Genomic DNA, 20,930 nt, shown 5'->3' with positions numbered 1-20,930 from the left:
TTCCCCACCCTGCTCTGGAAGGAACCCGCTCTCGTGCTCATCAGCGACCTGACCTGGCCCGACCTGCACCCCGGCCCCGAAGACCATGCCATCGTGCCCGTCGGCGCCCTCGAACCCCACGGCCCGCACCTGCCGCTCGGCTCCGACACCATGATCAGCGACCACTTCGCCCACCGGCTCGCCCACGACATCGGCGGCCACGTCGCCCCCACCCTCGGCTACGGCGCGGCCACCCCCACCCAGCGGCTCGGCGGCGCCTTCCCCGGCATCATCAGCATCACCGGCACCACCCTCACGGCCCTGGTCACCGAGGTCCTCGCCTCTCTCGCGCGCCACGGCTACCGCCGCCTGGTCCTGGTCAACTCGGCCATCGACAACATCAGCTTCCTGTGCGAGGCCGCCCGCGAGCTGACCGAACGCGTCCCCGGCGCGCGGGTGATGATCGTGAACTGGTGGGACGTCGTCGGCGAGGACTTCCGTGACGCCCTCGCCCGCGAGACCGGAACCCCCCGCCAGGATGACCATCACGCTGGGATGGTCGAGTCCAGCCTCGTCATCCACATCAGCCCGCACACCGTCCGCACTGGGCGGCTCCCCGCCGACGGCGGCACGGAGCAGCCCCGCCGGATCAGCTACCACCTCTACCCGCAGCCGGCCGACACCACGACCAGCAGCGGCGTCGTCTACACGACCGCCGGGGCGTGCGCCGAGCTCGGCGAGCGGGTCGCCGACCAGATCGCCCGGCAGCTCGCCGACGCCGTACGCCGCGAGTTCGCCGCACCCCTTCCGTCCTGACCCCGCGCCCCGGGCGTGCCCGGGGACATCGCAGAAGGAGAGCCATACCCATGTCCTTCGACGACCAGCTGTACGTGTTCTCCCCGTCGGCTTCCTACCCCCGCCCGTTCGCGTGCGTCATCGACGGCCGGGCGCGGCTCGTCCACGCCTGGTCCAGTCCCATCGGCCAGCCGGACAGCGAGACCAGCCCGCCGTCCTATCTGCGCGGCTGGAACCATGTCGAAGTCGGGCCCGACGGCAGCTTGTACGCGATGGTGCCGCTGCATGCCCTGCTCAAGCTCGCCCCGGACTCCACCCTCACCTGGCGTGCCGACCTTCCCGTCCACCACGACCTCGCCCTCAGCCCCGCCGGTGAGATCTACGTCCTGACCGAGGAACCCCGCCCCGTGCCCTGCACCGGCGGCTCCCACGTCCTGCTGGACAATGCCGTCACCGTCCTCGGCCCGGACGGGCAGCTGCGGGCCGCGTACTCCCTGTACGAGATCCTGGCCACCGAGCCGCGGCTGGGATCGCTGATCGCCGGTGCGATCGACGAGCATCGCGCGGCCGGCCGGACTGCGGACACCGCCGCCCTCGCCCTGCGGCTGGAAGGAGCGAACGGCTGGAGACGTGGTCGCGACGTCTCCCGGCTGCTGCGGGCCCGGCCGGGTTCGCCCAGTGACATCCTCCACGCCAACAATGTCGAGATACTCACCACCGCCCACCCCGTCGGACTGTGGGCGGCCGGCGACGTCCTGGTCTCACTGCGCAACCTCAATCTCATCGCCGTCCTGGACCTCGACGCCCGGGCGGTGCGCTGGTGGTGGGGGCCCGGCGAACTGTCCGGCCAGCACCAGCCCTCCGCGCAGCCCGACGGCACGATCCTCGTCTTCGACAACGGCCGGGGCATCGGCCGCTCCCGCGTCCTGGAGGTCGAACCGGTCAGCAAGGGCATCACCTGGCAGCACGAGCCGGGTCTGTTCTGTGAGATGGCCGGCGGCTGCGAGCGCCTGGTGGACGGCGCCGTCCTCATCAGCGACGCCCAGGGCGGCCGCGCTCTGATCGTCGACCGCGACGGCCAGGAGCGGTGGAGCGTGCAGGTCTCCACCAGCGCTACGGCCGCCGGACGTTCCCGCGCGGAGTTCTACCGCCTGTCCGCCATCCCCCACACCGCCGCCCGCTTCCTCGGCAACGGCGACCGCCCGGCCCGCAGCCTGGCCGAGTCCCGGGTCAGCTGCCGCCTCGTCCAGAGCGTACGGAGCGCCCTGTGATCAGCGTGATCATCCCGACCCGGGACCGGCCCGGGCCGCTGCACCGCGCCTTGCGTAGCCTCGCCCGCCAGACCTACCGTCGCTTCGAGGTCATCGTCGCCCGTGATGGCGGCATGCCCGTCGAACCGGTCATCGCCCGCTGGCAGGGCGAGATGCCCATCACCCTCCTTGAGGCGGACACCCCGTACGGGGTGTCCCACGCCCGCAACCGCGCCCTGGCGGCAGCCCAGGGCGAGAACGTCGCATTCCTCGATGACGACGACGTTTTCCTGCCTCACCACCTTCAGGCCTCCGTCGACGCCCTGCGCGCCGGCCTGGCCGACACCGTCTACGGCCAGGCCCTTATCAGCCCCACCTGGATCGAAGACCTGCCCCGCAGCTCGCACGGCCTGCCGCGCAAGGACTACCCTTTCGATCCCGCGTTCCTCACCGTCGCCAACACCATCCATACCGGCTCGGTCGTCACCCGCAACCCCGCCACCACCGGCGTCCGCTTCGACGAGACCCTGCACCACTGTGAGGACTGGGACTTTCTCCTCGCCCTTCGCCACATCGCCGGGCACCGCTTCGCCCGCCTCGACAGCATCACCAGCGTCTACCACCAGGTCCCGCGCCCCGGCGCGGTCACCACCGCCTACCGGACCAGCCCCACCCCTTCACCCGCGCCCGCGCCACCCTCTACGAACGGTGGCCCGCCGCCGGAGACCTCGCGCAGGAGTACCGGGAGTGGTTCCGCCACTTCGACCAGCGACTCGATGCCCGCATCGCCCTGGGCCTGCCCGCCCCGGCCCATCTTTACGAACGCGCCGTCCGCGGCCTTGACGCCACCTTCACCGCACACCGCCCGCCGGACCCGGCCTTCCTCGACCGCCTGCTCCCCCACAGCCTCGCCTCCCAGACCGGGCGGAGCACCGTCACCCCGTTGGCGGGAGCCGTGCATGCAGTCCGCTGACGCACCGTACGACGGCTTCGCGGACACCTTCGCCCGCGAAGCCGCCATCAGCCCGTACAACGCGCACTACGACCGCCCCACCGTCCTCGACCTCCTCGGCGACGTGAACGGCCTGCGGATCCTGGACGCTGGCTGCGGCCCCGGCCTGTACCTGTCCGAGCTCGCCGCACGCGGAGCCGACGCCGTCGGCATCGACCAGAGCGCGGACATGGTCCGCCTCGCACGCGAGCGCCTCGGTTCGCTCGCCCACGTCCGCCAGCATGACCTCGACGAGCCCCTCACCTGGGCTGCCGACGCCAGCTTCGACATCGTCCTGCTCGCCCTGGTCCTCCACTACACCGACAACCGCGTCCGCACCCTGACCGACCTCGCACGCACCCTGCGGCCAGGCGGGAGGATCATCATCTCCACCAGCCACCCCACGGCGGACTGGCTCGAAGACGGCGGAAGCTACTTCGACGCCCGCCACGTCGAGGAATCCTGGTCCGGTGGCATGACCCACCGCTACTGGCGCCAGCCCCTCCAGGCCTGGTTCGAGGAGTTCACCACCGCGGGCCTCACCGTCGACCGCCTCATCGAACACCGACCCGCCCACTCGATGACCCGCCACCACCCCACCGAGCACGAGAAACTGGCCGCCCAGCCCGGGTTCATCGCCTTCCAGCTCCGCAAGCAGCCGGGCGCCCCCTAGGCTCCGCACTGACCCGTCGCGATTGCCTGTATCGGAGTGCCGCCCATGCACAACCGCCCGACCCTTGTCGTAGTCAGCGGCCCGCCCGCCACGGGGAAGACCACCCTCGCCCGCGCCCTCGCCCAGCAGCTGGGCTGCCCCGCGGTCATCCGCGACGAGATCAAACAGGGCATGGTGATGAACACCCGGAATCACCAGACAGCCGGCGACGACCCCCTCAACATCCCCACAATGGACGTCTTCTTCAAAACCATCACCGTCCTCCTCCAGGCAGGCGTCACCCTCGTCGCAGAAGCAGCCTTCCAGGACCGGCTCTGGCGCCCCGGCCTGGAGCCCCTCCTGGACATCGCCGACCTCCGCATCATCCGGTGCACCACAACCACCCCGACCATCGTCGAACGCATCACCGAGCGCGCCCGCACCGACAGCCACCGAGCAGCCCACGGCGATCAGGCCCTCCTCGCCGACATGGAGGCCGGCACCTACGACCCCGAACATTTCAAAGCCATCAGCCTCGATGTGCCGACCTTCGTCGTGGACACATCGGACAGCTACACGCCCGGAACGGCCGAGATCGAGGCATTCCTGCGAACGCCTCAACCCTCACGCAGCCCCGGCAATAGGTCCTCAGCTGCAGGTTGATCGAACGCCAGGTGCCCGTACGGGCCACGGCTGCCGACGACGGGCTGGACTTCTCTACTGCCACGGCTTCGAAGGCGTGCCGTCCGGGTCCAACCCATGCGGCCACCGGCCCTTCAGCCTTGCGGTGTCTGGCTTCCTTCTCAACCCCACCAGAGACTGGATATGCCCAGAATTGACGGCCCGGAGGTACAGCGTCTCGGCCCCGGCCTGATCCCCGGCGTTCTTCCGGCACTGGGCGAGACGCAGCAGCACACTGGTGTGCCCGGCTCGGATGGCCTGCTGATAGAGACTCTCCGCTCCGTCCCAATCCCTGACGTTCTCCCGACACCTCGCCAGGTCCACTAGCGCGTCGGTGTGACCGGTATCGATCGCCTGCTGGTAGAGGGCCTCGGCACCGGCCAAGTCCCCAGCCCTCTCCCGGTTTCGTGCTAGACGCTGCACCGCGTAGGGATAGTCGGCGTCAATGGCCTGCTGATAGAGGTCCCGGGCACCATCCAGGTCCCCGGCCCTTTCCCGGCTGTGGGCAAGGCAGACGAATGCGTGCGGGTCGCCGGCTTCAATAGCCTGCTGGTAGTGGTCCCGGGCACCATCCCAATCCCCTGCCTGCTCCCGCATGTACGCCAAGAGGAACAGGGCCAAGGTGCGGCCAGCATCGACGGCCTGCCAGTAGAAGGCCTCGGCACCGGCCAGGTCCCCCATCCGCTTGCGTTTCTCCGCGAGGCGGAGCATGGCGTCGGTCTGGTCGATGTTGGAGGCTTGCTGGTAGAGGTCAGCAATGTCGATCGGCTCTCCTGCCTTCTCGCGGATCATCGCTCGGAACATCAAGCCGGAGTTGAGGCCTTTGTCGAGGAGTTGCTGGCGGAGGACACGGGCCCCATCCAGATCCCCGGCTCTTCCCCGGCTCTCCTCCAAGATGGCCATGACGCCGACCCGGTCAGCCTTGATGGCCCTGTGGTAGAGGGAATCAGCATCGACCAGGTACCAGTCGTTCTTCCCTCTCCTCACAGGAGAAACCGGGGCGTAGGTGTAGCCGGCGTCGATGGCCTGCTGGTCGAGGTTTTCGGCGCTGTCCCAATCCCCGTCGTCCTTCCGGCTCTCCGCCAGAAGCAGGAGGGCGTCGGTGTTCCCTGCGTTACCAGCCCGCTGGCGAAGGTGGTGTTCCCACTGGAGCCGATGGCGGAAGAGGGCAGCGTCAGCGAGCTGGTTGAGTTCGTCCGGGTGGGTGAGGTGCGTATGGGCGGCGTGCCAGAACTACGCGGGAGGGCACAACTGGCTGCGGGTGGTACGACCGTGTTGTTCGAGGTAGTCGGCCAGCCGGAGGACGGGGCCCACCGTATCCGTGAGTACGGAGGCGGAAGGGGTGCTTGGAGGCCGGAACTCGGGACGCGCGGCAGCACAGCGCAGTGGGGCCAGCTTGCCGTGGACGGGGCGGGCGACCTCCGCAAAGGCGGACTCCGCCCAGTCATCGGAGAGCTCCTCATAGTCGGCGTCGGCAAGGTAGTCCATTGCGGCGTCAGCAAGAAAGTTCTGAGGGAGGTGAAGCCCAACGCCAAGGCGGCGGGCATCCATCGCCGCCTCCAGCACCGCCCGGGCCGCAGGTGTGCCGCATTCATAGCGGCGCCTGAGTTCGGGGACGCCGGCCAGGTCTTGTGCCAAACGCCCATGGGAGGCGGCTCGGGTGAGGGCGTCGGCGATCAGCTGATCCCCGTCTTCGGCGAGGGCGGCTGCGGTGCGCAGGGCCGTCTCATCGAACGCGTCAGGGACGGTGAGGATGCGGCCGGCCAGGAGCTCCCGGGCCCGGCCGTGAGTGTCCGGCTGATCTCGGATCGGCAGGGCCGCGTACAAGTAATCGAAATAGGGCCACAGGGTGCCCAACACCAGGACGTGGCTTCGGCCGGGATCGGTGAGCAGGCTGTGCACGGCTGCGGCGATGCGCTCGCCCGCTCGGGAATCGCCGAGGTAGTGGTGAGCGTCGTTCAACCACACCACCGTACGCGGCTGGACGCGTTCGAGATCTGCAAGCGCAGCGTCGGCACGGGTCGGATCGAAGGGATGCCACAGCCACCAACCGACATCCGCGAGTGGCTGAACGGCCTCCCAGCATGCCCTGGTCTTGCCGGTCGATGACGTTCCGACCAGGACGACCATCCGACTGTTGCCCTGCGCGGCGTCTTGCACCGCCTCGGCGAGAACAGTGTCATGAGCCCGGCGCACGTATCCGGGGAGCTGTGGTCTCACTGGGCCAGACGCCCGGCTCCCGAGCGTGGGCCTGGCCAGGTGGACCTCCAGGTCGTGGGGGCTCCACTGACCGATCGGCCGACCCGGTCGCATCCCCGCGCTCGGCTCGGCGCTATGGGCTTTGGTGTCACAGGCTGGTGCGAGGACGCGGTTAGGCTTAGCCTCCGCCCGGCGCCGCAGGTCCAGCAACTCCTGTTCCGGCAGGCGCAACACGCGGGCCAGCGTGGCGACCGTGGCTGGCGACGGTACAGGCTTGTCATTCCCCAACGCTGCATGCACGGTGGTACGGCAGAGCCCGCTCTGGATGGTCAGCTGGGTCTTCGTTAGCCCCCTACGGGCGAGCGCGTCGGAGAGCCTCTCCCTCAGTTCAGCTAACGCCGTCTTGGCTCCCGTCGGCTCTTGGTGCACGCGTCCCCCCGGCCCTTGTGTTCGCCAGTGTTCATCTTCGTCCGAACGCACACCGGCGCACACCGCTTCCGCGACATTCAGACACGTCAACCACCCGGCCCTTCCAGGGAGCCTGCCGTGTCCAGCACCGCCGCCATCTTTCTCCTCGCCGTCCTCCTCGTGATCGTCCTCGCACTGCTGGCGGCCGCCGCCGCAGGCAAACTCGCCCGCCTTGACGGCGCCACCTACCCCACCGCCCTCACCCGCGCCGCCGCCACCTTCGCCGCCGCCCTCACCCTCGCGGCCGCCCTCACCGGCGTACTCGCGCGGCTCCTCACCTGACCTGTGCCAGGGCACGCTCTATCAACTTGGTGTCGGTGCTGTGTCATGGTTGCCGCAGCCGCCAACGGCCGCACGTCACATCCCCGTCACGACGGCGCCCGCCGGGCATCAACCCACCGCCGACCGCCCCGAACAGGTACCGGCGAGAGGTGCCTGTGGCTCCTGAGCCCGTCTCCTGCGCCGACGGCGCGGTCAGCTCAGTACTCCCGCGCGGCGTCGCTCGGGCCGGCACTCGGACTTTGACCAGCACAGCAACAAGATCCGAAAGAGACTGCCTAGCCGGTAGGAGGCGTTACCGGGTTGGCTCGGTAGATCGTGAGGCGGTCAGATTGGCCATGGACGTTCCTGTGCTGCTCTGCGGTAAAGGCCTGCGTGCGGCCGCCGGGGCTGATGGTGTAGGTGTGCGGGAGAGCGAGGAAAACTCCGTCGCTGACGCCCGTCAGGTCAGCGGGTGCGTCGAAGACGTACAGCGAAGTGCTGGTGCTGTCGGTGGCGAGGTGGGGGCCGGGGACGGGGTTGAGGGCGGTGTCCTCGATGTCCCGGGCATTGGTCAGGGGGGTGCGGAAGGCGGCACGCAGGCGGCGGAGCGCAGCCGGGGTGATCGTGCTCTGGGTGGGCTCTGTACCGGGCGGGAGGTCCGGGTGCTGGCCCAGCGGGGTCTGGGAGATCAGGAGGGCGAGGAGGACGGGGACGGCCTTGTGGGCCAGGGCCGCGGTGGCGTCCTTGAGACGGTGGGCGTTTGCCAGGGGCAGGGAGAGGGCGAGGCTGCCGATCTCACTGCCGGTGCTGGCGGCCACGGCGCCGCATACGACCTTGTTGGCGTACTCGCGGATGTCGTAGACGGGCTGTCCGGGAGCGAGGCGTTCGAGGGTGTCGATGAGGTGGCGGCGGTTGGTGATGGTGCGCCGTGTGAGGCGGGCGGTGCGGTGGCGGGAGAGGTGGTCGGCGCGTAGATCGGGGGGCAGTTGGGTGAGCAGGCATTTGCCGACTGCGCTCGCGTGCGCGGCGGCTTTGAAGTCGACCCACTCGTGGACTGCGGGGGCGAGTGGCCCGTCGGCCATCTGAAGAATCTTGACTTCGCCCTCGACGTAGCGGGAGAAGTAGACGGCGGCGCCGAGGATGTCGCAGGCCAGGGACAGTGTGTGGCGGAGCTGGAGGTCGACGCCGCCGGGGGCGGCGAGGCGGTCGAGTGCGGGTCCGGGTGTGTAGACGCCTTCGGCGACTTCGACGGCGAAGTCTTCTTCGCAGAGCATGGCCAGGATGGGTGTGAGACGGGCGGTGGTGATGCCGGTCTCGTGGGCGATCGTGGCGGTCTCGGCTCCGACGGCGTGGCGGTCGATGGCTTCCACGACGGTGTAGGCGACGCGGGCCTGGAGCAGTGCGTCGCGCTGTGAGCCGAGTTCGGCGGCTTGCTCGGCGGCGGTCCCGGTGTGGGGGCGGCCCGGGGCGAGTTTGGACCAGTCCGGTGGTGTGGGCGCGGGCGCGGTGATCTGGGCGGGGCGGTAGCGCGGGCGTGGTACTGAGCCGGTGTTGGCGGGGCCGAGGGTGAGCACCACGGTGGCGGACAGTGGCACTTCGGCTGTGCCGCGCAGGTCGGCGTCCTCGTGGAGTTGGGACATGACGCGCTGGGGTACGGCGAATCGCTCGGTGAAGCCGGGCAGTGTGAAGTGGTGGTCGGGGCCTGGTGGGCGGGCCGGTGTGCTGCCGCGGGGGGTGCCGTTGGTGCGTGGTGGGTGCACGGTCGGGTACAGAGCGGCGTACAGGTCACGGAAGGCACGCTGGTGGCTGTTGCCCAGCGTGGTGAGCTGGGCGGCGGTGATGTCGCCGAAGGGTTCCTGGCGTACCAGGAAGCGGGGCAGGAGCCGGGTGGTGTCGTGGGTGGCGAGCAGGGCGAGGGGTACCCAGGTGCCGGACGGGCCGGCGCTGAGGTCGGTCAGGTCGACTAACGCCTGCCAGACGTCGGAGGGCTGTCCAGCGCGGTGGAAGGATTCGAGGCGGGCGACGACCTGGCTCAACTCCTTGCCGTAGCGGTGTCGGTGCTGGGCAAGTGCGCCGCGGGCGCGGTGCTGGCGAGCGGGGTCGGTGTCGTATTTGGCGACGATGTGCTCGCGCTGGATGTGGATAACGCGCTGACGGAGTTCGCCCAGCAAGTGGGCGAGGATGGGCTGGAGGCGATGGGGGGTGCGGCTGTAGAGGCCGGCCAGCGCTGCCACGAACGGGTCCTGGGCGGGTGGCTGGCGCCAGGGGCCGTCGTGGCGGACGTAGGCCTCGGCGAGGCTGCGCACCAGCTCCGCGGCCTGGTCCTTGCGGTCGGTGACCGCGGGAATGTTGTCCAGGGCCCGGTCGAGGGTGGAATAGGACACGCGAAGCAGGTCGGCCAGGTCGTCGAGGAAGGTGTTGCGGTGGGCGGGCACGATGCCCTGCTGCTCGAACTTGCGGTAGGCCTTGGCGGAGATGCCGATGGTTTTGGTGACTGCGGCCGCGGTGAGGGCCGCCGCGCGGCGTAGATCGGCCACCGCCCATTGTTCCCTGTTCCAGGTGCGCATCAGGCGCGTGGGGGCGACGTTCAGGACGCGGGCGAGTTCGGCTACCCGCTTGGGGTCGGGGACGGTGCGGCCGTTCTCATAGGCCACGATCTGCGCTTTCGAAGCGCCGACGCGCCGGGCCAGTTCAGAGGCTGTCAGACCCGGGTTGCCGGTGGCGGTGGGGAAGTTCCACCGCAGCCGCTGCAGAGCCCTAGGATCGAAGTCGCTGAGTCCGCGCGCCACCTTCGCCCCCCATTTCACGCCGGGTCATTTAAGTGACCCTCTCGCTGCCTTCCGCCGGGTGAACTGATCCCCCACCGGACCGATTCCACCTGCGACGATGTAAAATTAGAGGCCGTGTCACTGGTCGCGAGAGCCAAAATGCGCGAACTTGGTGACTGCCGAGCCCTTTGTGGTAGGCGGCGGAAGCGGCCCTGGCCGTCGACCGCCGACTGAACACTAAAGGTGCCCTGCACCCCCTTTACGGTGATGAGCCTCCGAGGGGCGCAGGGCTGGCGGTGGAGCTACGGCTCTGGTGGGTCCCCCTGTGTCATCAGGGGGGCCTGCCGTCTACAGGACGTCGTCGAACAGGCGACGCAGCAGGGCCGCGAGGCCCTGGAGCGTCAGCCAGCCGAGTACGGCCTTGACGTACTTCCAGATCCGCTTCTGCCACCCACCTTCATCAGGCGGGTTGTCAGTCACTCCACTCCACCTCCTCTCCCGGGCCGGAATCGATCGACCCGCCATCGGTCGTCGACCGACCTGCCGTGACCTTGAGGAGAAGGCACTTCGAATGCTACCGGCTCGTGGCCGCGCCACCGCTCTGCTCCGGGGCCCCGCATTCGTCAACTCCGTTACAGAATAAGAGCCTGGCGAGGGGCCATGCGGCGCAGCCCGGTCCGGGAGCTGCCGCTGACGTGCGGCGATGGGGCACCGACGCCGCGGGGCGCGTGATCGCGCACAGGGGAGCACCCGCCGAAGCAGCGGTAGTGAAACCGGGGCGCGCATACACAAACCGAAAATGGCATATGCCGAGAGAGGTGTTTTCACGTCACTCTTCGAACATCCATGCTTTATGTGATGTAAAGCCATGGCTGCGAAAGGGGCAGTTCCCGGACCCGGGTTATCACGCGCCCCCAACCCCGGCCCCCACCAAGGCCCTTGAGCACTACCGCCCGGCCGTCCTGCACTGACTCAGGGGCAGACCGAGGCGATCGACGAGGCGCTGGACCTGTTCTCGGTGCTGATGGCGACGAGGCTGATCAGCACGGTGAAGCGGGCGGCGGACAGGGAACGCCCGTGGACGCTGCCGCAGCTCGAGAGGGCGCAGCTGCCCTTGGCGCGGGCGGCGAAGGCGCTGTTCGAGAGCCTCGGTACGGATCTGGACGCGGCGGCGCTGTGGCGGGCGGTGGAGGAGGTCACGCCGCGGGCGGTCGTGATGAGCGCGGCCGAGATGGTGATCTCCCTGGCGCCGGAGGACGAGAACTCGGCGGCCATCGCGGTGCGGGATGCAGGTAGGTGGAGTTCCGCTGGCGGCGGCCACCTCCTCTCGGCGGCGCAACGCACGGCTTCCGCCTCGCACGGGGTGTCGGGGACTTCGCTCGTACCGCTTTCGGTGGATCCCAATACGTGGACGGCGCGGTACGGCAGCCTGGACGTCGTGGACCGGCCAGTGGGCCGGCCCGGTCGCGCACCGCAGGGAGGGGCTGATGGTCATGGACAGGGTGCTGCAGGCTTTGGGGGCCGCGCACGACGGGTCGGTGGGGGTACTGCTGGCCGACGGCAGCGAGCCGGGCCCGGTCTACTTCGACGTGGGCAGCGGTTCGCACATGCCGACGTCGACCGAGTGGCACACCTACGACGGCCGGTTCGGTCGGCCCCGGGCAGCCGTCCTGCGAGGCAGCTGCTCCTGCGGCTGGCGAGGCATGGCCGAGTACCCGCTCGACTGGACCACCCTCCCCAACGAAAAGCCCCTGTACGAGGCGGACCTCGACCTGTCCGGACCGATCAAGGACTACGACGCGCACCTGTCGGTCATCCGGGATGCCACCGTCCAACTCCCCAAGGAGCTCACCGAGCTCCTCACCGAACTCGTCCGCCGGCTCAACAGCCTGGCCGCCGAGAAGCCGCTGGTCGCACTGAAGGCGCTCGCCGACCTCCGGTACGTCACCGCCCAGACCGGCCAGGACGCCGCCCACGAGCTCGCCGCCGAGGAAGTACCCATCGAGCAGGTGGCGACCGCACTCGGCACGAGCGAGGCGGCGGCCCGCAGCTACCTCATGAGCTACCTTCGCCCCTGACCTCACCCACCCCGCACAGCACTGCGGTGCCGCTGGGTTCCAGCGGCACCGCAGCGCTCACCCCTCTGGAGTGCCGTTTCTCCGGTGAAACGTCGCGCCCGCCCGGGTGATGCACACCCTGTTCCCCTCCCCCGCAGCCGGTTCGTGCGGCTACAACCCGGTGCGTGATCAAGAACCTGATGCGGCGCGGCCTGCCCGCGCTCGCCCTGTCCGTCCTGCCCCTGCTCACCTCCGCCGTTCCGGCCCACGCTGCCGACGGCCAGGGGGCTTTCACCTCCACCCTGACCACCTCCGCCGCTCGCGAGTCGGCATCGCTCTTCGACGGCATCGACCGGATCCGCGCGGCCGCAGAGTCCCGAGACGGCTACGTCCGCACAGCGTTCAAGCACTGGAACGCCGGCCGCCTCCCCAATGACGGCTGCAACACCCGCGCTGAGGTCATCCTCGAAGAAGCCGTCGAACAGCCTGCGATCGCCGCGGGCTGCAAGCTGTCGGGAGGCCGCTGGTTCTCCCCGTACGACGACACCTGGGTGAGCGTGGCCTCCGGCCTCGACGTCGACCACTTGGTCCCGCTGGCGGAAGCCTGGGACTCCGGGGCCTCGGCCTGGACCGCGAAGCGCCGCGAGGCCTACGCCAACGACCAGGCGACACCCACCTCGCTGATCGCGGTCACCGCCAAGTCGAACCGGTCCAAGGCCGACAAGGACCCGGCCGAATGGCTCCCGCCGACCGCCACCTACCACTGCACGTACGTGACCGGCTGGGTCGAGACCAAGCTCCGCTGGGACCTGGCCGCCGACGACCTGGAGCGCGAAGCCCTCCTTGGGCTGGCGGAGGACTGCCCGGGCGCCACCGTCACCTACGAGACCGTCCCCTTCGACACCAAGTAGACGCACCCTTCCTACTGAGGGAGGGCGAGCCGGGACCCGATTCGAAAGCGCATCTCTCCGGCGGCATGGCGGACCTCCTCGGGCTGCGCGTCATCGTCGAGCACTCCGAGGAGGACCATCAAGGCCCTCGCCTCGTCCTCGCTGATCAGCTTCAGGCGCGGCTCGGTGAGTCCGTCGAGGAGCACGTCCAGCATCTCGTCCATGCCCCGAACAACGCCGTACCGCGCCGTGCGTCACCCGCATGGTGCGGGGACTACCGGTGGTGCTGTCCGGGTTCGAGTGCCGTGCCGAGAATGGTGGAAGCGCCGCAGTCCGAGCATGGCCACCCACCGGCCCAGGCAAGCTCGTTCAACGCGCGGCAGTCCTTCGTTCGGTCTCCGCTCGACCAGCCTGTTCGGGCGGTGAGGGGCGACTGTACGTGGTCTTGGATCCACGAGGACCGAGCGGGCATGTCACACGGGGTTGCCGCCGGGGTGGTCATGGATCCAGGCCAGGCCGCCGAGGTCGAGGCAAGCCCTGGCCCGGGTCACTGCAACGTAGGCGAGGCGCGCCTCTGCGTCGTCGATGGGGCCGGGTACGGGGCGCCCTTGGGCGTCGGGTTCCTCGGCGTCCTTGGGCGGCCTGAAGTCGTCGGCGATCTGGACCGTGGGCCACTCCCGGCCCTTGGCTTTGTGAGCGGTGGACACGGTCACCTGCGCATGTTGTTCGTCGACGAGTTGGCTGACTGCGGCGAGGAGTGCGTCGGGGGTGTGGGTGTCGATCAGGTCGACGAAGGGCTGGAGGTCGGCGCCGGCTGGGTCGTAGGTGGCGTAGTCCTGGAGTTCGCCCCAGGAGGAGAAGAGGAGGAGTTCGGGGTGGCTGGTGGGGCGGCCGTTTTTGAGGTCGCGGGCGGCGAGGGCGAGGCTGCGCAGGCTGTCTCCTCCGCCGGCGAGGGCGACCTGGCGGCCGGCCTGGATGTGGGAGAGGACGTGGGTCATGGCGCCGACATTGGTACGGCACAGGACGGCGTCGGGGGTGCCGACGGTGTCGAGCCGGGTGGGGATGGTCTCGGTTCCCTTCAGGCGGATGGGTGCTCCTGCGAGGGCGAGCCATCGGTTTGCTTCGCGGGCGAGGTCGGGGCCGAAGCGGAAGGACTGGGTCAGGGCCAGGGTGGTGCCGTCGAAGTGGGTCATGACGTCGGTTGCGCCGCGCCAGCCGTAGATGGCTTGGGCGGAGTCTCCGACCATGACGAGCTGGGCGTGTCCGCGTTGGGCGGTGAAGACCTGCTCGACGACGGGGTTGGTGTCCTGTGCCTCGTCGAGGAGGAGGAAGTCGGCGTCGATTTTCGGCTCGGTCAGGGCCCAGATTTTCAGGTAGTGGTCGTGTTCGAAGCGGACGCTGCCCTGTTCGGGGTGCTGCAGGTCCTTCCAGGCCTTACGGGCGAACGGCAGGACGGCTTCGGCGAGTCGTTTGTGCAGGTCGGGGGCTTCCAGGCCGCGCAAGCGGGGGATGTGGCGGCTTGCGATGACGGTGTCTGCCGAGTGGCAGAACCGGGTGACGGTCTTCAGGACGGTGTGGGAGAGAGCTTTGGCGGAGACGTCGTTGTCTGCGATGCGGATGGGTTTGGTGATGCCGAGGGCCATGCCGGTTTTCCAGCTGGGCTGACGCGCGCTGCCCAGACGGGACTGGTACCGGTGGCCGACTGCCGCGTAGGCGAGGGAGTGTGCGGTTTTGCAGGTGACATGGGGTGGGAATCGGCGGGCGGCGTCGAGCGCGATGGCCTTGTTGAAGGCAAGGTAGCGGCCGCGGCGTTTGGTTCTTGTGGCGAGCAGAGCCAGGGTGGTGGTCTTGCCGGTGCCTGCTCCTGCTTGGAGGGCCATGTGATCGCCGGCGTGGAAGCGGTCGGCGGCGTGGGCCTGTTCGTCGGTGGGGTTGAGCACGTGGTCGCTCCATGGCGTGGGCAGGGGGGCGAAGTTGGGTGCGTCCGGCGGCACGGCATGGCTGGCAGTGGTTCGGCGCGGTGCCGGGTCGGAGCGTGGCGTCTGGGGGCGCTGCGTTTCCGAAGGGGCCGTCGGGATGTCGGGGCGATACCTGATGTCTGTAGCGGGTGGTTGCGGGTATGGCGCTCACTATCGTCCTCGGGGCCGGCCTTGAACGCCGGCGGGGATCCAGGTCGCGGTGTGCTGGCGGTGGAGCAGAGGGTCGAAGATCTCCCAGTCCGCCAGGGCCATGTCTGGCGCTGTGGGTGTCAGGGCGTGGGTGGGGCAGCGCTGAGCTTGCCAGCGGTGATGTTCCGCGTAGGGCAGGTGCCCGAGGTCGTAGACGGCGATCTCAACTGGAGGAAGGCCCGGTGGGCGGCCTGGTGCGGCGGCGGTGAGCCGCCAGATGCCGTGCGGTCTGTGGTTTGCGAGGACGCGGTTCAGGCAGCGGGCGCGCCTGCGGGTCCGAGCGACGCATTGGATGTCTTCGATGGGCTGTGCGGCGAGGTAGCGGCCGCAGAGGAGGTCGACGACCGGCCTGGCGGGTCGGCACGGTGACGTGGCGCCAGGTCCGGCGGGAGACGACTGTTGGGGTGGGGTGAAGGTTCCGGTGTCGAGGAGGCGTCGGGTCTGCACGGCGAGGCGCCGACGCACGCTGACGAGATGGCGTGTCAGCGGCTCGGTGGCGTCGCGTACGGGACACAGGGTGGGGTGGGCGATGCGGCACCAGGGGCTTCCGTCGCCTGCCTGGTAGGCGACGCCTGCGCCGATGTGCCAGCGGTGGATTTCGGGAACGACCGTGGTGGGCAGTTCGTGCGGGTGGAGGCCGACGGGCTGGTGTTCGATGCCTCGGTACCAGTGGACCTGATTGCCGCAGTCGGCGCACCGGCCGCTCTGGGCGATGCGGAGCAGGCGGCTGTGGCTGTCCGTGGCAACGCTCAGGCCGCGGTGGCGGGGCGGGACGGGGCTGCTGTCCCGGCGGCGGCCCAGGGAGGTATGGGTGGAGCGCATGGCGGTGAAGGTTCCAGCCGACGCGCCGTGGGTGTGGCGTGCGCGCCGGACTGTCCCCTGACCGGCTCAATTCTGGTGGGCGTACTTTCGGGCTTCGAGCACCCATTCCCGCTCCGGCACCGGTTCGGGTGATCTGCGGGAAGGGGAAGTCCGGAGCTACCGGCTCTCGCCGCCGGGCGGTGTGTGGCCGTCGCAGAGTGCGGCGAAGAGGCCGCCGAGGGGAACGTCGAAGGCGTGGCCGAGGGCATGCCAGCTCGGCAGGGAGCCGGTGGTGCGGCCCTGCTCGATTTCGATGAGGGTGCGCCTGGACAAGCCAGTCCGGCTGGCCAGTTCGTCATAGGTCCAGCCGCGCTCGCCCCGCAGGCGCGCGAGCTTCAGGCGCAGCGCGTCGAGGTTCGGTTCGGGCGGCAAGATCGTCACCCCACCATCGGACGGTGCAGACCCCTGCCCTGTCAGTGCAGACCTCTGCCCTATTTCCGCAGGTGGCACCTACCTCGCACAGTGCAGATGTCTGCACTACGGTGCGGCCGTCGCCCCGACTCCCCGGTGGCGGCCCGTCCCCGGCCAAGGCCGGGCGGTCGAGCAGGAAGGCCGGCCGATAAGGCTCTGCACGCCCCACCTGACGGTGCGGCGCACGTGGACCGTGGAACTGCGCCCGCAGCCCCACGGCCCTCAACTCGCCTGCCCCCAATGCGGTCCCACAGCCGCGCACGTGCACGGCGCGACAGCCCGCTCGGCCGCACTCGCCCACCTGGCCGGGCACGCAAGGATCGACGCCTTGCCGCAGCATCTGCGGATCTGCCAGTGCCACGAACGCGGCTGCCGCTGGCACCCCCGCCACCGCGGCTGCGCCGGCCCCGTCGTCCTGGTCCTGACCCGCGAACACGCAGGGCGCCTATGGCGGCTGGCCGATGCCTGCACCAACTGCGCCGCAGCCACCCACGACGCCGCCGTCGTCCCCGAAACACCGATCGGCACCCCGCCCGCACGGAGCAGACGACGCCACTCCCCCACACCACCCGGCCTCAGCCCCCGGGAGCGGATCCGCGACATGCTCTCCTACCTCGCCGCCGCCCTCCCACCGTCCACCAGCCCGCAGGCCCGCCTGCTCGCCCTGCAATGCGCACTCCGCACGGACCGGCACGGACAGGTGCGACTGCCCGCCGGCCTCCTGCGCGGCATGCTCCTGAACGACCGGGAAGCCGGGGCATGGCAGGAGCTGGAAGAGGCCCGCTGGCTGCACCACACGCGAACGCCTTCAGCAGAGCACCAAGCGCAGCTTCTGGACGCGACAGTGCTCACCCAGGCACCGGGGCGTGCCCTACGCGCACAGGCAGCCGGGCTGGCCCTGCGCTGGGCACACTCCCCCGCCACCCGCACGCAGCCGGCCACAGCGCGGCTGACCGCCGTCGCACTGACCGCGCACCTCTCCCCCGACGGCACCTGCGGAAGCGCCGACCTCGCGGACCTCACCCGCATCTGCGCAGTGTCCGAGGAACACCTCAAGGAGGCCGTAGAGGGCCTCGGTAACACCGGTGTGCTGTCTGCCTGGTCACTGGACGTCCCGGCCGGAGAACTGCACTGGCGCACGGCCGGTGTCGACGCGCCGGAACATCTGGCGGAGCCACCAGTGGAGCAGCCTGATCAGGGCTGGGCCTCGTCTACCAGGTAAACCGGCCATCGGCGTACTGGCTGTTGCCTGTTGGCGGCGTAGCTGTGAGTGCGCCCGGCCCGGTGGACGTGTGCCTGCTCGGTGGCGTGTGGGCGTAGGCGACCGACGAGTGGTAGGTGGCGCAGAGCCCACTCTCTCCCGCTGGGGCCGTCAGTTTGGTCCCCCTCGGCCTGCTCCCGATGGCGGCGCGTGCGGCCGGGCACCACACGCCTCAGCCGGCTGACTCGCTGGCACATGACTGGCCACCATCGCATCACACCGTACGCAGTGTTTTGCCCCGCCGGATCAAATCCAGCGGGGCAAATATGGTCTTCAGCCGGTTCGGCCGTAGCCCCAAATCTTCGGCGCGCTGACGCTGGGCCAGAAGCACCTCGGCCAAGCCGTGGACATCGGGGCGCAGCGGGGCCGGGACGGCCTGGATACGGCGTTCACGGCGGCATCTTGCGTGTCTTCGGTGGGGCAGGTGTGTCGAAGAGACCCTGGGCCTGGAAGAAGCCACCGAGCGGCCGTAAGAGCCAGGGACTGGTGCGGCGCGCTCAGGTGGACGGCGTGCGCGGGTCGTTCAAATCCAGTTACCCCAGCCGAACGTGGCGATGTAGGCCCGTCGGACGGCGTCCCAGCCACGGCCGCTGCCGACGTGAATCACTGCCAGCGCAAGAATGAACCAGGCCGTGAAAGCAGCAGCAACGATCAAGGCCCATCGAAGGCCGGAGAAACTGGCAACCACGATCAAGGCGATGACTGTCACTCCCAGGCCCAGGTGGGCGGCGGGGAGATCTGTGCGCAGCGCCTCGCACACAGAGCGGCGTTCTTCCTGCATATCTCGGGTGTACCGAGCTGCAGCCGAGCCGTCACCGGTCTCCCGCTCAGAGCTGTGCTCCATGAGTAGCCCCCTGTCGATCCAGCTGCAAGCCCGTACGGCGCCACTTTCCACACTCGCTGCGGCTCCCGCCCTGATCGGGCGGGAGCCGCAGCGTTTCACAGAAGGAAGGATTACCTGCCCCGTCCGCTCCATGGCGATCGGGGTCCTAATTCCTCCCTGTTCGACTGCCAGGCGCCGAAATTCACACCAGATTACTCACAACGAGGACAACGATCCAGAATGCCTACCGCACGCTTCGCTGATACTTCTTGCGAGCGCTCTCCATCGCATGGACCTGGGTGGAAACGCGGACGTTCTCGCCGCTGCTCGGAGCAGTGTAACCGGCCAGCCCGTCTAATGAGATGGACTGGCCGCTCTTCAGTCGGATCACCGGAACAGTGGACGTCACGAGGGTGCCACCGCGGTGTTCCCAGGCGATTTCTTCTATCGCATCCCAGGGGACTCTCTTCCAAACCAAGATCCCCAGGTACTTGACCCCCCAGTTGTCAACCCATGCCGCACAGAGTGCCGCTCTGACTGATACCCACAGGCCAACCGGTAGGCATATGGATACGGTCAGCAGCGAGTCGCTCCACCCGACTGTGGTTGCGGTGGCGTACCCCAGAAACAGAGTCAGGAGGCCCAAGGCGCAGAGGAATACGTTCCAGCCACTTCGAAATGTCACCTTGCCCTTCATTCTAACGGATTCCCCTCGTCGTTGATTGCCTACTGGTTGAACGGTTAGTTGTTATTGATCCGAAACGCTTTGAGTTCAGGCTCGTTGATGATGTGTGAGTGATCTGGTGGGGGATGCGCGGGCCTGGTCGCCGGACGCGCAGGAGGCTGTGCGGTTGCTGGCGATGTCGGCGCTGGTGGAGGGTCGGGACCGGATTGAGGTTGTCGCCCTGTTCAAGGTGTCGGTCAAGGCCGTGGACAACTGGTGGGCGAAGTGGCAGGCCGGCGGCCGGGACGCACTGCTGTCCCGCCCGCGAGGCCGTCGCGTGGGTGAGCACCAGGTCCTGTCGGAGGCCGAGCAGGCCGCCGTCCGGCAGGCTGTCCTCGATCACATCCCCTCCGGCCTGGGACCTTCGGGTCAGCTGTGGGCACGGGGGCAGATAGGCGAGCTGATCTTCAAGCTGTACGGCGTCCGCTTCACCGAGCCCGGGGTGGGCAAGTACCTCAAGCGTTGGGGGCTGACCTTCCAGCGTCCGGACAAGCGGGCGGTCGAGCAGGACCCGGAAGCAGTCCGCCTCTGGCACGAGGAGACCTGGCCGGCGATCCGGGCCAGGGCGAAGGCGGAGAACGGCGAAGTCCTCTTCGCCGACCAGGTCGGGATCCGCTCGGACCAGGTCACCGGCCGAACCTGGGGCGCCAAGGGCACGACTCCCATCGTCCGCCGGACCGGGAACCGGTTCTCCGTGAACGCGATGTCCGCGATCAGCACCCGCGGCCGGATGCACTTCATGGTCTTCACTGAGTCGTTCGACGCGAAGGCCATGTGCCGCTTCCTCGCCCGGCTCGTCGGGCACTTCGGCCGGAAGATCCACCTGATCGTCGACCGGCACTCGGCCCACCGCTCGAAGACTGTCCGGGACTGGCTCGCCAGCCACGAGGACGAGATCGAGCTGCACTTCCTGCCCTCGTACTCACCCGAGCTGAACCCCGACGAGCTGGTCAACGCCGACCTCAAACGCAGCCTGCCCCACACCCACCGGGCCAGGAACCAGGCCGAACTCGCGGCCGAAACCCGCAGATTCTTCCACAAACGCCAGCGTCAACCACACATCGTCCGCGGCTACTTCGACGGCCCACACGTCCGCTACGTCCTCGACGAGAACCCTTTGAGTTTCTGATCAAATACAACCGGCGCCGCCGGCATTCCGCGCTCGGCTACCTCACACCAGCCGAGTTCGAACAGCAACTGAGCACGTCACATACGCTGTCACTCGTCGCATGAAACCCGGTGTCCACGCCCGGGGATCAACCTCAGTGCAGCCAGTGAACGTCTTCGTCCAGCCGCCGAACGATTCGTTCGTGGCGATCCCCACGCTGTTCTTTTCCTCGCGCTCGGTCAGAACCTGGACCGCTTGCCAGGCCAGCGACACCGCATCAATACCGCCCACTCAAACAACGTCAGCAACCATCCCCGCTGCCCGAGGCACAGGCCCCGGGCAGCCGCAGGGAAATCAGGAGGTGCCTTGCCAGGAAGTTCAGCGCCTCTTCAGGTGTTCTCATCACCCTGCCAGAATTCCAGCAATACAGAGGATGAATGCCACCAAGCAGACGATCTCAAGCGTGTATGCGACTTTCTCTTGCCGCACTTCTGCCGCCAGCTCACCTGAGTACGCAAGCTTCAGCGAGTCGATGCGAGCAAGGAGTAGTTCTCTGCGCTTCCGCCCCCAGTGAATTCTGGAA

19 protein-coding genes and 2 pseudogenes are annotated in these 20,930 nt (G+C 68.8%); 11 read left to right on the top strand and 10 right to left on the bottom strand.

All coding sequences use genetic code 11. From position 1 onward, the window contains the following. Positions 1–33 precede the first annotated feature (33 nt). Genes ACZ45T_RS27885 through ACZ45T_RS27870 form a run of 4 tightly spaced genes read left to right on the top strand, consistent with a single transcriptional unit; the run spans position 34 to position 4,330 of the window. Complete coding sequence (locus ACZ45T_RS27885; protein ID WP_468445955.1) at positions 34–795, top strand: creatininase family protein; 762 nt, start codon at positions 34–36, stop codon at positions 793–795. 50 nt (positions 796–845) lie between these two features. Beyond that, on the top strand, positions 846–2,045 hold the full coding sequence (locus ACZ45T_RS27880; RefSeq protein WP_468445953.1) for an arylsulfotransferase family protein: 1,200 nt from the start codon (positions 846–848) through the stop codon (positions 2,043–2,045). Beyond that, positions 2,042–3,688 carry a glycosyltransferase gene (locus ACZ45T_RS27875; RefSeq protein ID WP_468445951.1) on the top strand — a complete coding sequence of 549 codons (1,647 nt, stop codon included), beginning with the start codon at positions 2,042–2,044 and terminating at the stop codon, positions 3,686–3,688. The genes ACZ45T_RS27880 and ACZ45T_RS27875 overlap by 4 nt, the downstream gene beginning before the upstream one ends. 45 nt (positions 3,689–3,733) lie before the next feature. Then, positions 3,734–4,330, top strand: a complete 597-nt coding sequence (locus ACZ45T_RS27870) for a P-loop nucleotide/nucleoside kinase family protein (RefSeq protein ID WP_468445949.1) — start codon at positions 3,734–3,736, stop codon at positions 4,328–4,330. A 54-nt stretch (positions 4,331–4,384) separates the two neighbouring features. Here ACZ45T_RS27870 and ACZ45T_RS27865 read toward each other — a convergent pair whose 3' ends face one another. Further along, on the bottom strand, positions 4,385–5,335 hold the full coding sequence (locus ACZ45T_RS27865; protein ID WP_468445947.1) for a tetratricopeptide repeat protein: 951 nt from the start codon (positions 5,333–5,335) through the stop codon (positions 4,385–4,387). Between the two features lie 246 nt (positions 5,336–5,581). Beyond that, positions 5,582–6,478 carry a hypothetical protein gene (locus ACZ45T_RS27860; RefSeq protein ID WP_468445945.1) on the bottom strand — a complete coding sequence of 299 codons (897 nt, stop codon included), beginning with the start codon at positions 6,476–6,478 and terminating at the stop codon, positions 5,582–5,584. 615 nt (positions 6,479–7,093) lie between these two features. Here ACZ45T_RS27860 and ACZ45T_RS27855 point away from each other — a divergent pair. Further along, positions 7,094–7,297, top strand: a complete 204-nt coding sequence (locus ACZ45T_RS27855; RefSeq protein WP_468445943.1) for a hypothetical protein — start codon at positions 7,094–7,096, stop codon at positions 7,295–7,297. 275 nt (positions 7,298–7,572) lie between these two features. Here the strand turns inward: ACZ45T_RS27855 and ACZ45T_RS27850 are convergent, their stop codons facing one another. Both ACZ45T_RS27850 and ACZ45T_RS27845 read right to left on the bottom strand, forming a co-directional pair. Continuing rightward, complete coding sequence (locus ACZ45T_RS27850) at positions 7,573–10,065, bottom strand: helix-turn-helix domain-containing protein (RefSeq protein ID WP_468445941.1); 2,493 nt, start codon at positions 10,063–10,065, stop codon at positions 7,573–7,575. A gap of 327 nt (positions 10,066–10,392) precedes the next feature. Beyond that, complete coding sequence (locus tag ACZ45T_RS27845) at positions 10,393–10,524, bottom strand: hypothetical protein (protein ID WP_468445939.1); 132 nt, start codon at positions 10,522–10,524, stop codon at positions 10,393–10,395. Between the two features lie 499 nt (positions 10,525–11,023). On the opposite strand from ACZ45T_RS27845, the pseudogene ACZ45T_RS27840 reads away from it, so the two are divergent. The 3 genes and pseudogenes from ACZ45T_RS27840 to ACZ45T_RS27830 form a co-directional block, all read left to right on the top strand. Further along, positions 11,024–11,335: pseudogene (locus tag ACZ45T_RS27840) on the top strand (hypothetical protein); the annotation flags it as partial. A 196-nt stretch (positions 11,336–11,531) separates the two neighbouring features. Next, positions 11,532–12,122, top strand: coding sequence for a hypothetical protein (locus tag ACZ45T_RS27835; RefSeq protein WP_468445937.1), 591 nt, complete (start codon positions 11,532–11,534; stop codon positions 12,120–12,122). Between the two features lie 164 nt (positions 12,123–12,286). Then, positions 12,287–13,012, top strand: coding sequence for an HNH endonuclease family protein (locus tag ACZ45T_RS27830; RefSeq protein ID WP_468445935.1), 726 nt, complete (start codon positions 12,287–12,289; stop codon positions 13,010–13,012). A gap of 11 nt (positions 13,013–13,023) precedes the next feature. Here ACZ45T_RS27830 and ACZ45T_RS27825 read toward each other — a convergent pair whose 3' ends face one another. The 4 genes from ACZ45T_RS27825 to ACZ45T_RS27810 all read right to left on the bottom strand — a co-directional run bounded on the left by ACZ45T_RS27825 (position 13,024) and on the right by ACZ45T_RS27810 (position 16,401). Then, positions 13,024–13,215: a hypothetical protein gene (locus ACZ45T_RS27825; protein ID WP_468445933.1), complete on the bottom strand. Its 192-nt coding sequence runs from the start codon at positions 13,213–13,215 to the stop codon at positions 13,024–13,026. 249 nt (positions 13,216–13,464) lie between these two features. Then, positions 13,465–14,931, bottom strand: a complete 1,467-nt coding sequence (locus ACZ45T_RS27820; protein ID WP_468445931.1) for a UvrD-helicase domain-containing protein — start codon at positions 14,929–14,931, stop codon at positions 13,465–13,467. 189 nt (positions 14,932–15,120) lie between these two features. Continuing rightward, complete coding sequence (locus ACZ45T_RS27815) at positions 15,121–15,981, bottom strand: DUF6083 domain-containing protein (protein WP_468445929.1); 861 nt, start codon at positions 15,979–15,981, stop codon at positions 15,121–15,123. A gap of 156 nt (positions 15,982–16,137) precedes the next feature. Further along, positions 16,138–16,401 (bottom strand): helix-turn-helix transcriptional regulator, encoded by a 264-nt coding sequence (locus ACZ45T_RS27810; RefSeq protein ID WP_468445927.1) that lies wholly within the window; start codon positions 16,399–16,401, stop codon positions 16,138–16,140. A 292-nt stretch (positions 16,402–16,693) separates the two neighbouring features. Between ACZ45T_RS27810 and ACZ45T_RS27805 the strand changes: the two genes are divergently transcribed. Further along, positions 16,694–17,653: a hypothetical protein gene (locus ACZ45T_RS27805; RefSeq protein ID WP_468445925.1), complete on the top strand. Its 960-nt coding sequence runs from the start codon at positions 16,694–16,696 to the stop codon at positions 17,651–17,653. Between the two features lie 562 nt (positions 17,654–18,215). On the opposite strand, the gene ACZ45T_RS27800 is transcribed toward ACZ45T_RS27805, so the two are convergent. After that, a complete protein-coding gene (locus tag ACZ45T_RS27800) occupies positions 18,216–18,473 on the bottom strand; it encodes a hypothetical protein (protein ID WP_468445923.1) in 258 nt (85 codons plus the stop codon). Positions 18,474–19,306: 833 nt separating this feature from the next. Here ACZ45T_RS27800 and ACZ45T_RS27795 point away from each other — a divergent pair. Then, positions 19,307–20,368: an IS630 family transposase gene (locus ACZ45T_RS27795; RefSeq protein ID WP_468445921.1), complete on the top strand. Its 1,062-nt coding sequence runs from the start codon at positions 19,307–19,309 to the stop codon at positions 20,366–20,368. Continuing rightward, a pseudogene (locus ACZ45T_RS27790) lies at positions 20,344–20,472 on the top strand (IS3-like element ISRhosp1 family transposase); the annotation flags it as partial. The gene ACZ45T_RS27795 and the pseudogene ACZ45T_RS27790, both read left to right, overlap by 25 nt. Here ACZ45T_RS27790 and ACZ45T_RS27785 read toward each other — a convergent pair. Next, a complete protein-coding gene (locus tag ACZ45T_RS27785; RefSeq protein ID WP_468446011.1) occupies positions 20,411–20,638 on the bottom strand; it encodes a hypothetical protein in 228 nt (75 codons plus the stop codon). The pseudogene ACZ45T_RS27790 and the gene ACZ45T_RS27785 sit on opposite strands and share 62 nt — an antisense overlap. Positions 20,639–20,930 lie beyond the last annotated feature (292 nt).

Source organism: Streptomyces sp. NPDC030995 (assembly GCF_055571215.1).
Note: the sequence above shows the minus strand (reverse complement) of the source record. Positions and strands in the feature narration are given on the sequence as shown.